Here is a 17092-nt window from a genome sequence, read left to right on the forward strand (position 1 = left end):
GCTTTTTAGTCAGTAGTTTCGTGCAAGGTAACGCTTTCGATAAAATGAATATAGCGTCTTAGTTCTTTTGCCTGCTCTCTTGTAATATCTCCAGCTGCATACATTTTATAAATTTCCGCTCGTCCCATATCCATGACAATGACGCGCAGTTCTTCTTTTTGCAATTCGTATTTTTCATCGTACAACGCTTCAGGTTTTTTTAATCTACTGACCATTTGTCTATAATCTGAAACGACCGCTTCCATAATTTCTTTCGGTTCGTATTTTTTTGCATATGCTTCAATCCCAGAGAGAGCCGCTTGCAAAGCCTGCAGTTGAACTTCTCGTCCTTCCTGAAATTCGACCAGCCGTATTTCCTCTTCTCTCGCATTTTGCCCCCTGAAACGCCTCCATGCCCGAATCAGCTTCCCCTGTAAATAGAGCATCGTCGAACGCGTATTGTTGGCAATGACTTCTTCGCGACGATCTAGTGACTTTTCAAAAGCATCATGTAATTCTGAATCCAACTCCTTTTTGCGATAAAGTGATTGGATGTATTTACGTTCAAGTCGCAGCGCCTTTAATCGAAGTTCTCGCATTTTTCGCTGATACTTTTTATTGGCTTGCGTTGCGGCATCTTCTTCCGTTTGAATCTGACGGAAACGTAATTTATATTCTTCCATCAATTCATAAGCACCTGCTTCGTTTTCTTCCGTAATTTCAGATTTTATTTTTTTAATCGAAGTTAGTAAAATTCGTCTCTGTGCTTCTTCTAAATCTATCTTTAAGGATTGCTCACCATCTGCCAATTGTCCTTTACTGAGCATCGGTAAAACAATCGTTGCAACAATCAACGTAAAAAGAATGGTTCCTGCTGCTAAGAAAAGAATAAGCGACCGGTTTGGAAAAGTCTCTCCATTCTCCATCAGAAAAGGCAGTGACAGAACTCCGACCATAGTTACGGTTCCACGAACTCCTGTTAAACTAACATACAAAGTTAACTTCAAGCTGGGCTTGGCCGCTTCTTTCATTTTGCCAAAATGATATTCATAAATGGAGAACAGGTATGCCCAGACAAAACGAATGCCGAGAATCATCGTACCAATTGCGAACACATAGGAAAATATGAGCAACAAACTGGCGTTAGGATTTTCCAAAACACCGCGCATCGAAATCGGGATATTCAACCCAAGCAGTAAAAAAACTATGCCATTTAATATAAAAAGAATGATTTTCCAAATGTTTTCTGTTGATACTTGTTCTTCTGCAATAAACGTTTCGGTCTGTTCTCTAACGAGAGAATGTACGATTCCTGCGACCACAACCGCTATAACTCCCGATGCGTGGAGAATATCTTCTGTAACGATGAATATTAAAAACGGCGTCATAATTTGTAATAAGGTGTGGAATGTGACGTCGTTAATGCCTTGCTTTCGCAATATTAATCGGATTCCGATAACTGATAACCCTAATAGCAAACCTAACAATCCACCTGCCAGAAATTTATACGAAAAATCCAAAACTGCTTCTGATAGTGAAAAATAGCCGGTAACCACAGCCGCTACGGCATAATTAAATGCGACTAAACCCGATGCGTCATTTATCAATGATTCGCCTCTCACCAGACTCAATACTTTTTGTGGAATCCGAATACGCTGCGCGATGCCATTAACTGCGACTGGATCTGTCGGAGATAGGATTGCAGCTAATGCGAATGCAGCAGCCAGCGGAATCTCATCTATTAGCCAGTGGATAAAATAGCCACCTAACACCGTTGTTAATAGTACGAGAATGATTGCATTTCCTAGAATGGGTCCTTTCATTCGCCATAATTCTTCACGTGGAAAGTGGCTGCCGTCATTAAACAATAAGGGAGCGATAAATAACAGTAAAAACCATTCTGTTTCAATATCGAAAGAGATATCTTGGTAAACAAGCACCAAAATAATTCCTAGAGCCACTTGGATTAGCGCGGTCGGGATAAACGGAATGTAATGGCTCACTACATTCGAAATCAATAGACAAATCAACAAAAGAAAAATAGTAAGCAACAAGTCCATAGCTTTTCTCCATTCTATTCCGGGTATGAGTCATCTATGTATACCCAAAACAGTCTACACTCTACGCTTTTTATTTAAGATGTCTTTTTGAATTCTACTATTATTTAACGCGAGTTTTTTGTAAAGATTCGGGTATACTGCTTTTAACCCAGATTAGGAGGTACTGCGATGTTTTACTTGAGCTTAGCCATCACCATCGCATTTATGATTGTTCATATCTCTACAAATTACATTAAATTTCTTGATCGAAAGCCAAAAGACAGACTTATGTCGTTTGTATCCGGTGGTTCAATTGCTTATGTCTTTCTCCACCTCGTTCCTGAATTGACCCATTACCAAGAAGTCGCTGAAGATGCTCAATTACCGCTGTGGCTTGAGTCACTTGACTACTCCACTTATTTGTTAACGCTCCTGGGTATTGCGTTTTTCTACGGCATCAATCAACTCAATGAGAAATCCAAAGCAAAAAATGAAAGAGAAGAAAACCTCTCTCAACCAAGCAGGTTCGTCTTCGCTCTTGAAATTTTCGGATTTGCATTATATAACGTGCTAATTGGCTATTTGCTTACTGATTTAAGTGGCGAACGAATTTCGGATTATCTTATTTACTTTGTCGTCTTTTCTTTTCATTTTATCGCCAACAATCGTGTACTCCATTTAACACACGAAGACTTGTATACGAATATTGGTCGTTGGGTATTGGCCATTTCCGTATTACTTGGTTGGTTGCTTTATCATGTTACAGAAACTAACGAATTGACTATTGCCTTCTTTTCAGCGTTTCTGACAGGGGGAATCATCTTAAATATTTTAGATGACGAATTGCCGGCAGAGAAAAATAGTAGCTATCCTTCTTTTATCGCAGGGCTTATCTTTATCACTGTGCTGCTCCAAATCATTCTTTGAGTAAGGTGGTGTCAATGTGCGGATTTCCTGTATGGATAGCCTGCTTACTTCACTCATTCTTTCGATTATCTTGACTATTTTGGTGAATTTACTGTTTTTTTAGCTCATCTTCAGTCTATATAAGTTGCTATTCAACTACTATCACCTAAAGAGCCTTTGCTGAACCTGTTTAGTCTTCAAACCTAAAAAGCCATGCCATGCAAAAAAAGCCAGTCAGAATTCATAGATTCTGAATGGCTTTTTTAGTTTAAAATCATTGTTATGCAAACCCTAAAAGTTTCATAATACTTAAAATCAAGATACCTACTACTCCAAAGTCAGAGTCACCAAATGTCGTTCCAGAAAATCCGATATCTCCCAGTAATACTAGTAGGATAGCGGGAATGAAACTGATGATTAAGCCGTTAGCAAATGCACCGAGCATCGCACCGCGTCTACCACCTGTAATATTTCCGAAGACACCAGCTGCTGCTCCAGTGAAGAAGTGAGGAACTAGTCCTGGAACAATGACACTCAACCCAAGAACCGGAAGAACGAACATCGCTAATAATCCTGCAAAAAAGCTGAATAAAAACCCAATAATTACAGCATTTGGAGCAAACGGAAAAATAATTGGCACATCAAGTGCTGGCTTTGTGTTCGGTACTAGCTTGTCGGCAATTCCTTGGAAAGCAGGAACGATTTCAGCAATTAGCATTCTTACTCCTGCAAGGATAATGTAAACACCCGCTGCAAAGGTAATTGCTTGAATGAATGAAAATACTAAGAAATTTGAACCGTTCGAGAGTGTTGTTTCAATAAACTCTTGACCTGCAAATAAAGCAACCACAATAAAGAACAATGTCATTGTCAAAGAAACTGCTACAGAAGTATCTCTTAGAAACCCTAACGATTGAGGAACTTTAATGTCCTCAGTGGTTTTTTCTTTATTACCAAACCATTTCCCAACATTGGCAGAAACGAAATAACCAATTGATCCAAAATGACCTACAGCAAAATCGTCACTTCCTGTAATTTGACGCACATATGGTTGCAAAAGTGCTGGGAAAAGCACCATACATAGACCAAGAATAATTGAACCAACCAAAATTAATGGAGCTCCTGCAAGTCCGCCGACTGATAAAGTCACTGCTAGTAGACATGCCATGAACAAGGTATGATGACCCGTAAGGAATATATATTTAAACGGTGTGATACGTGCCAAGAGAATATTGAAAAGCATTCCGAAAACCATGATCAATGCTGTTGAAGTTCCATACTCACTTTGTGCAGCAGCAACAATCGCTTCATTATTTGGAATGACGCCCTGGACATTAAACGCATAATCAAACATTTTCCCGAATATATCCAGAGAGCCAATCAGCACTGCAGCTCCAGCACCAATAATTACAAAGCCCATTACTGTTTTTAACGTTCCAGAAACTACATCGGCGCTATTTTTCTTCTGAAGTAATAACCCGATAAGTGCAAATAACCCAATCAAAATAGCTGGCGTTCCCAGTATATCGTTCATAATTATTTGTAACACAGCATTTCCTCCTTTGGCGTCAGTTTTATCCTAAATGCGGCTCTAGTTTCGATTTAATTTCTGGAATGCTCATCATGTTTTCCAAATTGACGATAGTTCGACTGCCATTATCTAACTGACTCATAATATCTGCTGCCCCAATAAAGATGTCCGCTTGTTCTGATTCAGCAGAAGTTAGATCTGTGTGACCTACTTCTGCTGTTTTGCCTAATTCTTTTAATGCCTTCTTAACATTCAATTCCATAATAAAACTGCTTCCTAATCCGTTTCCGCACACTACCATGATTTTCATTCTGTTTCCTCCTTGGAATAGTTATGGATGATCTCCAAAAGTTGATTTTTATTTGTTGCTCCCAACATTTGTTGGATATTTTCAGGTTCATTCAATAAATTTGTCAACTGAATTAATGCCCGAAGATGCGAATCGCTGTCAGCTGCTGCTAAAATGATAATTAATCGAACAGGTTTGTCCGGTGAAAAATCCACCGCTTGGTCAAGTTTTAATAGGCTCATTGATAAAGAACGAACCCCCTCTTCCGGTCGAGCATGTGGGATTGCAACTAACGGCGTAATAACGACATAAGGTCCATTTTCCTCGATAGACTCTATCATGGCTGTTACATAGCGATCTTCGATTGTCCCTAATTCTACAAGTGGCCTAGCAGCCACTTCGATTGCCTCTTGCCACGTGGCAATCACTGGTTCTAATTGAAGCGTTTGCTCATTTAATAGTTCGGCTAACACAGGCTTTTCCGCCTCCTTTACTGTATATGTGTGAGTTGCACTTTTTTGTGTCTGTAGCGATACTTGGAGTTCTTTCTCTAGTTGTTTTGCATCATGAATCGTGGCGTATTTAGAAATAATTTTCATCATACCTGCAACATCGGCTTCTGGAACCGCATAGCCGTAAAGTTCTTGCATGACTTGCTTACTCAACCTTTGTTTGTCGCGATCTTCTAAAATAGGCGGCACTATAAACAATGTCTCATTCGTCCTCATATAGACCGATGAAAAAACCAAATCGTAAGGGAGCGGATAGTCAGCTGTATCTCGAACAGATAATACATCCAAGAATAAGATAGTTGGAAACAATTCTCGCAACGTGTAGTTAAGGATGTTGCTGACACCTGTACCGTGTGGACAAACGACAATTGCTTTTTTTCGATCATCTAAACGCGTGCCTTGTCTTTGAAGCCAGCCCCCAAAATAAATTGTAAAATAGGCTACTTCAGCTTCTGGAATGCAAAGACTTAATTTTTCCTCGAGTACTCTCAAGGATTTGATTGTCAAATGATGAAGTTCCGGATAGATTTTGCGTATCCGTTCGCTCATCGGATTGACATGAGGAATCCCATACTTGATTCGGTAAAAAGCTGGTTTAAAATGCACATACAATTGTTCACATAGCTGATCTTTTTCGTGAAGGTGAACAAACGTTAGTCGTTCGAATTCTTCAATGACTTGCTGCAAGATCTCGTAAAAAACTTGATCTTCTTCTAAAGGAGAGCCGTCTTTTATACGGTTCATGCTGATGACATGCAAAGTTGCATATAATTTTTCCGTTTGGCTCCATTCCGAATAAAATGCAGCCGCTCCAACCATCTGTTCGATTAATGCGTATTCCTGTGTATCAATAAATGGCAACCAACTGGAATCTTGTTCTAGCTCTTCACCTTTTCCAATCAATTGATTTGTGGAAAAGAATAGATAAGCCAGTTCGTTTAGGCGATTATCTGTAAAAGTAGTGCCCAGTTGTTGTTCTATTCTTTCCAATTCTGAATGAATGGCATCGATGTGCTCTTCAAATCCTGTCGAAATGCATTCGATAATCAGCTGACTATTTGAACCACTTAATACTTCATGAATCAATTGTTCAATGACAAAGCGCTTGATTCGACTATTCCCAGTAATGATGTACCCCGCTTGTTTAGAATACTGAATTGTCAAATCCATTTGCTTAGCCATCTTTTTAAGACGTTGAAGATCTGTCAAAACCGTATTTCGTGAAACGCCGGCGACCGATTGAAAATGATAAAGAGATAAAGGCTCTAAACTGAGCAAAATTAACAAGTAAAAAATTTGTTGGCGATCTTTCTCTGAAAATACATAACTTCGTTTTGTCAGTTGGATATTGATTTCTTCTTTAATTGCGTCTGGTAAAAAATAGCCGGTATCTCGCTTATACTGAACGGGTTTATAATGATTAGATTGAAGCCAATCGTTGACCTTGTTTAAACTATACTGAATTTGTCTGCGTGTCAGTCCCGTTTGGTCTTCAATCGCACTCATCGAAGGAATTGATGAATGTTGTAGGAGCTTTAGTAAAGTTGCACTTCTTTCATCTAAAAACATCCTTTAATCCTCCCTTACTTTAACAATAGTCTATGTATTCACTAAAAAACATCTTTTCTCAGTCCCATTATTGTTCTTCCCGTTGCACAGCACTGTGCTGTACTACAGAAAAATTATAACGTAAAAAACCGTCTATGAAATCACAATTGATTTCATAGACGGTCTTTAAATTTCTGCTAGCCCTTTTTTTTCAATACGGCTTCTAAAACCTCTGGATAATTGGTGAATATCCCTGTTACCCCCCAGTCAATCAAGCGTTCCATGTCGGCACGTTCATTGACTGTATAAGGATGAATCAGTAGCCCGTGATGTCGTACTTGCTCTACATAAGAGCGGTCAATTTTCGTATGGCTCATGCCTACTCCAATCGCATATTCTTTAATATGTTCAAGCTCAAGATCCGAAATAACCGCAGGTTTTGAATAAGAAATCAATTGAACTAGTGGAATTTCTGGCTTCAAGTCATGCATAGTTAACAAGCTTTCCTGACTAAAGGATTGCACTAGAACTTTACTTGACTGTGCATTTTGTCCAGTCAACTTATGCTTTTCTAATATCCGCACAAGTTCCTGCTCCATTCCTGGATAAACGCTGGGTGCCTTCGTTTCGATATAATACCGGGAGCCTTTGCCGAACGTTTCTATCACTTCTTCAAGAGTCGGTACTTGCAATCCTTCAAACTCAGGTTGAGCTTTTTCAGGGTAAGCTCTGTTAAACCAGGAACCTGCATCTAATTTTTTGATTTCTGCAAGCGTCATGTCTTTAACATAACCAGAACCATCCGTTGTCCGATTTACTTTTTCGTCATGCATCGCAATCAGAACGCCATCTTTTGTCATCTGTAAATCCACTTCTATGTAATCAGCCTGCATCCCTTCACCTAATTTATAGGCAGCCAACGTATGTTCAGGTGCATGTCCAGAGGCTCCGCGGTGCGCAATAGACAAAAAACGATTGGAATTAAATTCAGCTTCTTTCGACTTTCCCTTTGCTCCTATTGAGTTGACTGACACCACTGTACTCATTAGTAATAAGACCAATAAGCTAAACGAAATTTTCTTCAACTGCTTCATCTCCTACTTTTTATTTGGTTTGGCAGTAAGACACTGACATATTTTTTCTGACTCTTCTTAAATGCCATTCTCCCTTAACTATACTTAAAAAGCTTCCGAATTGGGCATAATCACATTAACTTAATAGAATTTTTACAACTAGTTTACAGTGGTCGAATTCTTCCTCGATTGATTTGTTCAGCTTTCGTGCCTTCATAGCAACGGAACGTTACTTGCTTCTCTTTGTATAATTTATTCAACTTGTTTAATTTTTTGAAATTCCTTTTTAATCACGATTCATTTATACTGGAAAGACATTCATTTTTCTCAATTCCAGATTTTTTAAATTTTGAACTGATTATTACTTGGAGGAGCGTACCGTATGTCCCGTCAGTCCTACCGAAAGGACAAAAATCAATTGGTTTATACACAACAACACCTAGCTAATGAACGTACCTACCTAGCCTGGATTCGTACGGTTATTTCAATTGTCGGCGTTGGTTTTCTGGCGACGAGTTTGCATTTTACTATGGGTGTCACACGTAATACATTTGTTGATACGTTTACTATTGCACTCGGTATTTTCGCCTGTATTTTTGGCCTCATCGTTATTTTTTCAGCAACACAAAATTACAAGAAAAAACGCCAACAACTCATTGATGAAACCTTTACTCCCTCAAACATGCACATCACTTTAATTTCTTCTATGCTAGCGATCATGATCATCATGGTCATTGTTTACTTTTTTATGATCATGTAACATTCTGCTTCCCGAAATACTTGCAGCAAAGGAGCACACCCGATGGATCCATTTGACATTCTCGAGAATTTACATAAGGTAAAACCTACTTTCCAGCCTATCATTAGCGCCGTTAAACATACTGTCATCGGCTATGAAGTTTTGGGTCGCTTCCAAGTTGAAGATACTTGGATGAGTTTAGGCAGTTTCTTTCACGACGATGATGTACCTGACGAGTACAAAGTAGAAGTTGATCAGCACCTATTGGCATTAGCAATCACTCAAATGCTTGAAGCTAGAAATGATGGCCTGTTATTTATAAACCGTAATGCCAGACAACTGCTGATTAATAGCGGGGAAGATTTTCTAGAAACTCTTCAAAACTTTGCGGAAAAAGGATTTTCCATGGAGCGAATTGTCCTGGAAATTACCGAATATGATTTTGAAGAAGATTTTGATACGCTCCAGCATTTATTGTTTTACTACAAAACCTATGGTATTCAGATAGCGGTTGACCATGTGGGGGCAAAAAGCTCGAATATTGATCGAATTCGTCAATTGCGCCCTCATATTTTAAAAATCGATACCGGCTTTGTTCGAAATGCCAATCCAGAAGTATTCCAAGATGTTATCCAAACCCTCTCTGTACTTGCACGTCGAATTGGTGCCAAGCTTTCTTATGAAAACATTGAAGACAATTACCAATTGTATTTCGCCTGGAAACATGGCGGTCATTATTACCAAGGATTTTATTTGGCCAATCCTGAGGTTGAACTTCCGATGAACAATAGCATTCAGATGAACGTAGGAGAAAAAATTACTGAGTTTGTTCAACGAGAAAAATCGCTAATAGAAAAACGCTATACCTTTACGCTAGGTTTTGAAGAGAAGGTGAAAAAATCGCTGTCCAAATGGCATGGTCCAGAAACAGCAGATCTTTTTATCGAAGCTGTTGCTGAAGCCTTTAAAGAAGAAAGCTTTCGCTTGTATATTTGCAATAGCGATGGCCGACAAGTATCTTCCAATTTCAGAAAATACGGTGACGAGTGGGTGTTAGAAAAAGATCAACTTGGTTCACATTGGGCTTTTCGTCCTTATTTCCTTGAAAACACGATGCAAATGAAAAGTTGGCATAAAGGAATTTTGTCGGACGTTTATTCGGATATTGAAACTGGTAAAATGATTCGTACATTTAGTTTTCCTTTATCGCACGAATGCTATTTGTTTATCGACATTAGCAACGACTTTATCTCCGAAATTGATTATCTCTTGTTTCGATAATTCCTGTTAACAAAAACGAATTAGCTTTTAAATTAGCTTAGAGACGCAAAAAAGACTCTCCAGTCACTGGAGAGTCTTTTTTAGATTGAGTTTTTCATGAAGTTATCGTCTTTTCTGAAATTCCCCATGACTTCCATCGTTTCGCTAATGCTCACGAATGCCTGTGGATCAATTTTCTTTATCAATGGTCTGACAAATGCTAATTCATGACGGCTAATCACACTATAAAGAACTTTTACTTTAGTTGCTGAATATGCACCTTCACCGTCCACTACCGTAATTCCTCGATATAAATTATCGAGCAGCTCTTTTTTTACTGCATCTCCTTGATTGGTCACGACCATTAAGCTCAGTTTAATATGACGCGTGTGAACACGGTCAAGTACTAGACCCGAGATATAGATAGAAGCCATTGTGTACATCGCCAATTCCCATGAAAAAATAAAGCCCGATACAAAAACGACGACACTATTAAGTCCAAAAACGAGTGCACCTAATGGAATATCGCGTTTTCTCGACAACAACAAGCCAATCACGTCAAATCCGCCAGTCGAACTATAAAAGCGAATAATGATTCCAATGGCTGCTCCTGCAATTACCCCCCCGAAAACAGTAGAAAGTAATGCATCCTCTGTCAATTTAACGACAGGAATATACAACATCGAAACCGAAGTCACGACAACAGAAAACAGACTGTTTGCGATAAACGTCTTGCCGAGCTTCATCCAGCCCACAACAAGAATCGGGATGTTCAAAATGATCATCCAAAGCCCCGCGTTCAAAGGGGTTACCAATCCTAGCATCATCGCAATACCCGTTACTCCGCCTGCTAATACTTCATGCGGCAGTAAGAACATATTAAACGCAAATCCAAGAACAATCGAAGAAACAAAAATCAGTAATAATCTCGTCCATTTATTCATAACTAAACTCCAATCCTAAGGTGACCCTTAGTCATTCTATTTTGTTCACTCCACAAAAAAAGGGCGTGCATCTGCACGTCACCTTAAGACTATTTATCGGAATGTATTTTTTTACTTTTCAATAAAAACTACGACAATGCGAATAAATTGTTCTTTTTTATAGTGAACCAATGTTTCATATTATAGTAGCTTTCGGTACAAGAATGCAAGCCTTTGTTCTTTTGTTCACGGACTGTCCGCAAATAGAAAAAAAGAGCCAGAATAAATTCATCCTGACTCCTTATATGGCTATTCCTCTTTTTCCAATTGTCGAATTGCTTTTTTCAGTTTTTCTTTTTCTTCTCCCGTAATTTTCGGGTACTGCGGGTCTATCCGCTGCAATGCTTCGACCATCACTTCCGAAACGATGTAACGCGAATACCACTCATCATCAGCAGGAAGAGCATACCAAGGCGCATATTCTGTTGATGTATTAGTTAGTAAATCTTCAAAAATTCCTTGATAGCCATCCCAATGCTCACGTTCTTTTACGTCATTAAATGAAAACTCCCAGTTTTTTTCTGGATTTTTCATACGTTCAAGCAATCGACGACGCTGTTCATCATAAGACATATTAAAAAAGAATTTTACTACTGGAAAGCCGTTTTCCACCATATAGCGCTCAAAGTCATTGATTTGACGATAACGGGCATTCCAAATATTTTCGTCAATCAATTCGTCTGGAAGTGGTGTCTCTTCAAGCAAGTTATGAACTCTTGGGGCAATCACTTCTTCATAATAAGAACGATTTAAAATGCCAATCTGTCCTCTTGCTGGCATTCCTTCACGAAAACGCCACAAATAATCATGAGCAAGTTCTGTTTCAGTTGGCTTTTTAAACGAAGTTGTCTTTAGCCCTTGAGCTGTTAAATTCGAAAAAATATAGGTGATCGCTTCATCTTTTCCCGCGGCATCCATCGCTTGAAGGACAACAACAATCCCTTTCTCTTCCTGAGCATGGAGTTTCATATGCAGCTCTTTAAGCTTTTTGATACTTTTAGGAATCAACTCGTCTTTCAGCTGTGTTTCACTGAATTTGTTTTCATCAGTCGTTGGGTAATCGGAAAGCTTTATTTTCTCATCTTTTTTAACTGCGTATTTATCGGTATTCATAGTCATCCTCCCACATGCTTGTTCAGTACTGTAGTAAATCTACTGATCTCTGTTTCTATACCCTTCATCTGAATAAATCTAACAGCAAAAAAAAATCGCAATCCTTTATAGGAATTACGATTTTTAAACTTAGTTAACTTGTTTCACCTTCAACCGAAATTTGCCAATCGATTCCAAATTTATCCGTTAAAGTTCCAAACAGGGGACTCCAGAATGTTTTGTGTAACTCCATAGAAATGGTACCTTCTTCAGCTAGTTTATGGAAAACGGTTCGTGCTTCTTCCATGTCATTAAAAAATAACGTAAGTGCCATATTTGTGCCATGTCGAAATGCTGTCCCCATCTCCGGCACCACATCTGAGATCATTAATAGATCTCCATTTTCCAAATCGACTTGTGCGTTCATTATCATATCTCTTGCCGCTTCCGGCACACCTTCCATGTCTCCTTCATTTGCCTCACCGTATGTCAGGATTCCTGCTATTTTCCCGCCCAATGCATCTGTGTAAAAATGTGTCGCTTCCTGACCTTTACCTTCAAAATATAAATAGGGAAATAGTTTGGTAATCACACTGATTCTCCTTCCAAAAGATGTACTTACATATCGATTGAATTTAATTCTTTCGCTCTAAAACTTGATAATAATTCGTGAAGAGTCGCCTTTTGCTAACAGATCAAAACCTTTATTGATGTCATCTAGTGTAATAAAATCGGTAATCAGTTTATCGACAGGTAACCGGTCTTTCTGAAACAAATCCATGTAACGTGGAATATCGCGGCTCGGTACACAGCTGCCCACATAGGACCCTTTGAGTGTTCGTTCTTCCGCAGTTAACGAGACGTACGGAAAAGAAAATTGATTTTCCGGATGAGGTAACCCGGTCGTGACCGTAGTTCCCCCACGCTTCGTGATGCCATAAGCGACATCCATCGCAGGTACCACTCCCGCGGTTTCAAAAGCATAGTCCAAACCGCCACCTGTCACTTTACGAATTTGTTCAACAACGTCCGCATCCTTTGAATTGAAGACGTCTGTTGCGCCCAACTCTTTTGCTTGCTTTAGTTTGGTTTCATTGATGTCCACTGCTACTATGCGACTCGCTCCTGCAGCGATTGCTCCGAGTAATGCACTGAGTCCAACACCCCCAAGTCCAACTACGGCAACGGTACTGCCCAGTTTGATACTTGCCGTATTAACGACGGCTCCAACACCGGTAATGACCGCACAGCCAAACAAGGCTGCTTTTTCAAACGGAATTTCTTTATTTACTTTGACGACTGAGTTCCTAGATACTACGGCATATTCCGAAAAAGCGGACACTCCTAAGTGATGATTGATGATTTCCGTTTCTGTGTGAAGTCGATTTCCGCCACCTAATAAGGTTCCTGCCGTATTGGCTGCAGCACCTGGTTCACACAAGGCAGGACGTCCTTCTCGGCATGGACCACAATGTCCACAGCTTGGTACGAACACACAAGCAACGTGATCGCCAAGCTCTAAGTCGATTACATCTTCGCCTATTTCTACAACGACACCCGCTGCTTCGTGACCAAGAGCCATTGGCACAGGACGTGGCCGACTTCCGTTCATTACTGACAAATCAGAATGACATAAACTGGCTGCCTTTATTTGAATCAGTACTTCTCCCTTTTGCGGCGAATCTAATTCTAAGGTTTCAATTTTAATCGGTTGGCTTTTTTCGTAAGGAGTTTTAGCTCCAATTTCTCTTAATACTGCTGACTTTATTTTCATATACTCACCCGTTTCTCTTGTATTTTCAACACTCACAATTCAGTACGAATTAATTTCACTTCGGTCATATCTTTGATTGCCGAGATAACTTCATCTTTAAGCACAGCCTTAGCATCAACGCTCTTGTCAGAACCATTGATAGGATGATCGCCTGCACCTTCGTTGATATAGACCTTTTTTGATGTCAAGACATTACCTAGGTGTATAACTCGTTTCATATCACATGTGAATACGACTGCTCGTGAGCAGCAGTTGGATTCATTAATAGGATTAATTATTTCTTTTTCAGCACTAAACGGAATAATCGTAATGACTGGGGCAAATCGATCGGTACTACGTTGCTTTATATTAATCGATACATCACTAATAATAGTAGGTTCCATGAAAGCCTCTTTACGGTATCCACCTGCTGATAAAGTTGCGCCTTGTTCAAGCGTTTCTCTTACCCATGTTGCTACTCTTTCGGCTGCTTGTTCAGTAATCATCGGCCCGACATCAATTGTCTCGTCTAGAGGATTTCCTATTTTAAGTGATTTTACTTTTTGAGTAAGCTTTTCAAGAAAAACTAAATAAATTTCTCTTTCTACATAAATTTGCTGAACTGATGTATAGCTTGCGTCTGCGTGTGTAATGCCCCCAATTACTGCAGCGTAAACTGCTGTGTCCAAATTAGCATCTCTAAAAACAATATGCAGTGTCTTGTAATCATGTGAGAGAATGACTTTTTTGCGTATGGTCATTCCGTCTGTTTTCAAGTTGTGATTGTCAGTAAAGATCACATATTTAGTTTTAGGGTGGGTTGTTATTATTCTCGCTAGGTTCTCGTCAGTCCCCATAACAATATTCATTACCCCTTTGGGCAATCCGGATTTTTCAAATAGACGGTAGAGCAAAGCAAAAGAAAGTACTGCTTTTTCTGATGGTTGCAAGATGACTGTATTGCCCGCTGCAATCGCTGAAGCAAGTTGATCGATCAATAAATTAAATGGTAAGTTAATCGACGTAAAGACGCTTACTACCCCAAGAGAAATCCGCTTTGTCATACCCATCTGAGTCAATTTTTCACTCGCACGAGTTAGTGGCATTCTTTCCGCGTAGATTGTTTTTGCGCCTTCTGAAGCGTAACGCAACACAGCTATAGCGTGTGCCACTTCTAAACGGTTGGTCTTTAACGGCTTGACTGTTTCTAAAGACAAGAAATACGCAAGTTGATCGATTTCGCTTTCTATTCGATTAGCTGTTTCCCTTAGTATTTCTGATCGTTTCTGAGCCGGCATTTTCTTCATGATTTTTGTGTAGACACGATGCGAACAAATAACTGCCTGAGTTGCATCTTCTGTTGTCGCACATGAAAAATTTCCGATTACTTTATGAGTATAAGGATCGTTCACGCTAATTTCTCTAAGACCTGCTTTAATGACTTTGTTCCCTTCAATAATCGAACCGAAACGGCACGTCCCAATTTCAAGCATGTTGGATTCTCCTCCTTTCAATTGGACAATCCTCTTTTACTGTAAATGCAACTGTTTGTTTACATGTTGTTACTTAATATAGTATTCTCTTTTCTATTATTGTCAATATTCCGTCAATAAACATTAGAGTAATAACACACTTGCTCTTTTTTTCTTTAGTTAGTCAAAAAAAGAATTTCTTCACGAAATATCCGTGAAAAAATCCTTTTGAGTGGGTATAACTTAATTAGACTGCCTTGAGATTGGCGAAACGTTGTTGTCGGTCATCAGATAGTCATGGCAATTCATTAGAACGTCTTTAAGCGAATCCGAGAGTCGAGGAGCATCGTAGGCACAAACAGAAATGGCTTTAAGCTGTGGTACAAGTTGCTCAATTGCTTGTTCATATTCTTTAATATCGCTAATGATTTCTGTTTCATCACGCCACTCGATATGTCCCCAAGTACGAAAGCTCAAATCTTTTTCGAGAAAAGGATTGATGATTCGAGAAAAATAATCTAAAATCGTTGGCGGATGAAAATTTCCATTCTTCCAATAAAACGTAAAGCTATTAACATAATGTACATTTTCTAATTGTTCTTTAGATAGAAGTTTCTCTAGATGTGTCAATATCTTTGGGTAAAGACGTTCATTTTCAACAAGTAGAATTTGGTCTCCTTGCTCCATACCGTCCATAACAAAGGAAACAGCATTATCAATGTAACGCTCCAGTTCTTCCACATAATAAAAAACGTGATCGCCTTTAGATAATTGAAATTTGTCCTGAACACTTACGATTTCTTTTCCCAAATGTTTTTTCCCCTTTAACGAGCAAGTTAATGAATATTCAAACCGTCTTTTTCACTATATCTAGTATATATAAAAATAGGAGTAAAAGATACTGCACAGCCTTTCCACTCTAAGTCTTTCGTAGGGATAGATGGGCGATAAGAGCTTAGCATTAGCCAAGTTAGCGTTAGTATTGGATATAATAAAGCTAGGTGTTCTCAACTAGAGCAGGGAGGTCAAGTATGTGAAAAAAATTATTCGGCAATTAGGATTGGACGATTTGCATTATTTAAAAGAAATGGAGACCGGTATAGAAGATGATTATATTCTTCGTGTCTACAGCAGAATTTCTAGCGGTTCTAGTCGTTTGTATGGTTTGTTTGTAGACGACCGTCTTGCAAGTATCGGTGGCTATACGATTTTTGCCAAGCAATACATTATGCTTGGCAGAATGCGCAGTGATTTACGCTTCCGCGGAAAAAATTTGTCCACACAATTAATGTCTTATATTATGGAGCAAGCCTTCTCGCTTCCTGCTATCCAATGGATCGGTGCAAATACGCAGCAAGAAAACACATCCGCCAGACGTGTTATGGATAAGCTCGGTCTTGCCGAAGTATCCACACTTTACAGCGCTATTTCCATTGACGCATCTTCACTTGAGACTGGTGGTGCTATTTGGAAAAGCCTAACAACGCTTTCCCAAAAACAGGCGTGGGTCGATCAATTGTATATTCAGACAGGTGCTGTTTTTCCTTATGAATGCTACTATACGTTTCCAGCTTCTGAAGAGTTGTTTGCCGATGCTAAATTAGCACAATGGTCTTTTTTTGAAAACCCTCAGAAAGACCGTGTGCTCATAGCGAAAAAGGATTACAAACGAGATTATTATCTTCACATCGTCTACCCATGGGATGATTTAATGGAACAAGCCGGATTATGGGAAACTGTTTCACTGGCTCAGCGCGAGTTAAGTGAAACAGTAAAAGCAAAAGCTTTGCTGTGGATCGACTTGTCGCCTTCTCAAGTCAGTGCATTACCAACCCATCACATGTTTAACTTGCCTTCTCCATGGCTATTGTATGGTGTTAATCGCTAATTCGTAATTTACCTAAAAAAGTAAGCTC

The 17092-nt window shown here is 39.2% G+C and carries 15 protein-coding genes; 4 read left to right on the forward strand and 11 right to left on the reverse strand.

All coding sequences use genetic code 11. The annotated features are described in order from the left end of the window. Positions 1-5: 5 nt before the first annotated feature. Positions 6-2039, reverse strand: a complete 2034-nt coding sequence (locus AUO94_RS04555) for a Na+/H+ antiporter (RefSeq protein WP_058386107.1) — start codon at positions 2037-2039, stop codon at positions 6-8. A 168-nt stretch (positions 2040-2207) separates the two neighbouring features. Here AUO94_RS04555 and AUO94_RS04560 point away from each other — a divergent pair, with 168 nt between their 5' ends. Then, positions 2208-2945 (forward strand): hypothetical protein, encoded by a 738-nt coding sequence (locus AUO94_RS04560; protein WP_058386108.1) that lies wholly within the window; start codon positions 2208-2210, stop codon positions 2943-2945. Between the two features lie 259 nt (positions 2946-3204). Here AUO94_RS04560 and AUO94_RS04565 read toward each other — a convergent pair whose 3' ends face one another. The 4 genes from AUO94_RS04565 to AUO94_RS04580 form a co-directional block, all read right to left on the reverse strand. Then, positions 3205-4458, reverse strand: a complete 1254-nt coding sequence (locus tag AUO94_RS04565) for a PTS ascorbate transporter subunit IIC (protein WP_058386953.1) — start codon at positions 4456-4458, stop codon at positions 3205-3207. A gap of 40 nt (positions 4459-4498) precedes the next feature. After that, positions 4499-4765 carry a PTS sugar transporter subunit IIB gene (locus AUO94_RS04570; RefSeq protein WP_058386109.1) on the reverse strand — a complete coding sequence of 89 codons (267 nt, stop codon included), beginning with the start codon at positions 4763-4765 and terminating at the stop codon, positions 4499-4501. Then, on the reverse strand, positions 4762-6825 hold the full coding sequence (locus AUO94_RS04575; RefSeq protein ID WP_058386110.1) for a BglG family transcription antiterminator: 2064 nt from the start codon (positions 6823-6825) through the stop codon (positions 4762-4764). The genes AUO94_RS04570 and AUO94_RS04575 overlap by 4 nt, the downstream gene beginning before the upstream one ends. Before the next feature lie 176 nt (positions 6826-7001). Next, entirely contained in the window at positions 7002-7898 is an 897-nt protein-coding gene (locus tag AUO94_RS04580; protein ID WP_058386111.1) for a glycerophosphodiester phosphodiesterase, read from the reverse strand. A 361-nt stretch (positions 7899-8259) separates the two neighbouring features. On the opposite strand from AUO94_RS04580, the gene AUO94_RS04585 reads away from it, so the two are divergent. Then, positions 8260-8637, forward strand: coding sequence for a YidH family protein (locus tag AUO94_RS04585; protein WP_058386112.1), 378 nt, complete (start codon positions 8260-8262; stop codon positions 8635-8637). 42 nt (positions 8638-8679) lie between these two features. Beyond that, complete coding sequence (locus tag AUO94_RS04590) at positions 8680-9897, forward strand: EAL domain-containing protein (RefSeq protein WP_058386113.1); 1218 nt, start codon at positions 8680-8682, stop codon at positions 9895-9897. An 80-nt stretch (positions 9898-9977) separates the two neighbouring features. On the opposite strand, the gene AUO94_RS04595 is transcribed toward AUO94_RS04590, so the two are convergent. The 6 genes from AUO94_RS04595 to AUO94_RS04620 all read right to left on the reverse strand — a co-directional run bounded on the left by AUO94_RS04595 (position 9978) and on the right by AUO94_RS04620 (position 15986). Continuing rightward, entirely contained in the window at positions 9978-10820 is an 843-nt protein-coding gene (locus tag AUO94_RS04595; RefSeq protein ID WP_058386114.1) for a YitT family protein, read from the reverse strand. Between the two features lie 288 nt (positions 10821-11108). Then, positions 11109-11972 carry a PPK2 family polyphosphate kinase gene (locus AUO94_RS04600; protein WP_058386115.1) on the reverse strand — a complete coding sequence of 288 codons (864 nt, stop codon included), beginning with the start codon at positions 11970-11972 and terminating at the stop codon, positions 11109-11111. Between the two features lie 133 nt (positions 11973-12105). Next, on the reverse strand, positions 12106-12543 hold the full coding sequence (locus AUO94_RS04605; protein WP_058386116.1) for a VOC family protein: 438 nt from the start codon (positions 12541-12543) through the stop codon (positions 12106-12108). 57 nt (positions 12544-12600) lie between these two features. Further along, complete coding sequence (locus tag AUO94_RS04610) at positions 12601-13725, reverse strand: zinc-dependent alcohol dehydrogenase family protein (RefSeq protein ID WP_058386117.1); 1125 nt, start codon at positions 13723-13725, stop codon at positions 12601-12603. 32 nt (positions 13726-13757) lie between these two features. Further along, positions 13758-15197 (reverse strand): aldehyde dehydrogenase family protein, encoded by a 1440-nt coding sequence (locus AUO94_RS04615; protein WP_058386118.1) that lies wholly within the window; start codon positions 15195-15197, stop codon positions 13758-13760. Positions 15198-15419: 222 nt separating this feature from the next. After that, positions 15420-15986 (reverse strand): MEDS domain-containing protein, encoded by a 567-nt coding sequence (locus AUO94_RS04620; RefSeq protein WP_058386119.1) that lies wholly within the window; start codon positions 15984-15986, stop codon positions 15420-15422. A gap of 223 nt (positions 15987-16209) precedes the next feature. On the opposite strand from AUO94_RS04620, the gene AUO94_RS04625 reads away from it, so the two are divergent. After that, a complete protein-coding gene (locus AUO94_RS04625; protein WP_058386120.1) occupies positions 16210-17064 on the forward strand; it encodes a GNAT family N-acetyltransferase in 855 nt (284 codons plus the stop codon). Positions 17065-17092 lie beyond the last annotated feature (28 nt).

This window comes from Planococcus kocurii (assembly GCF_001465835.2).
GTDB lineage: Bacteria > Bacillota > Bacilli > Bacillales_A > Planococcaceae > Planococcus > Planococcus kocurii.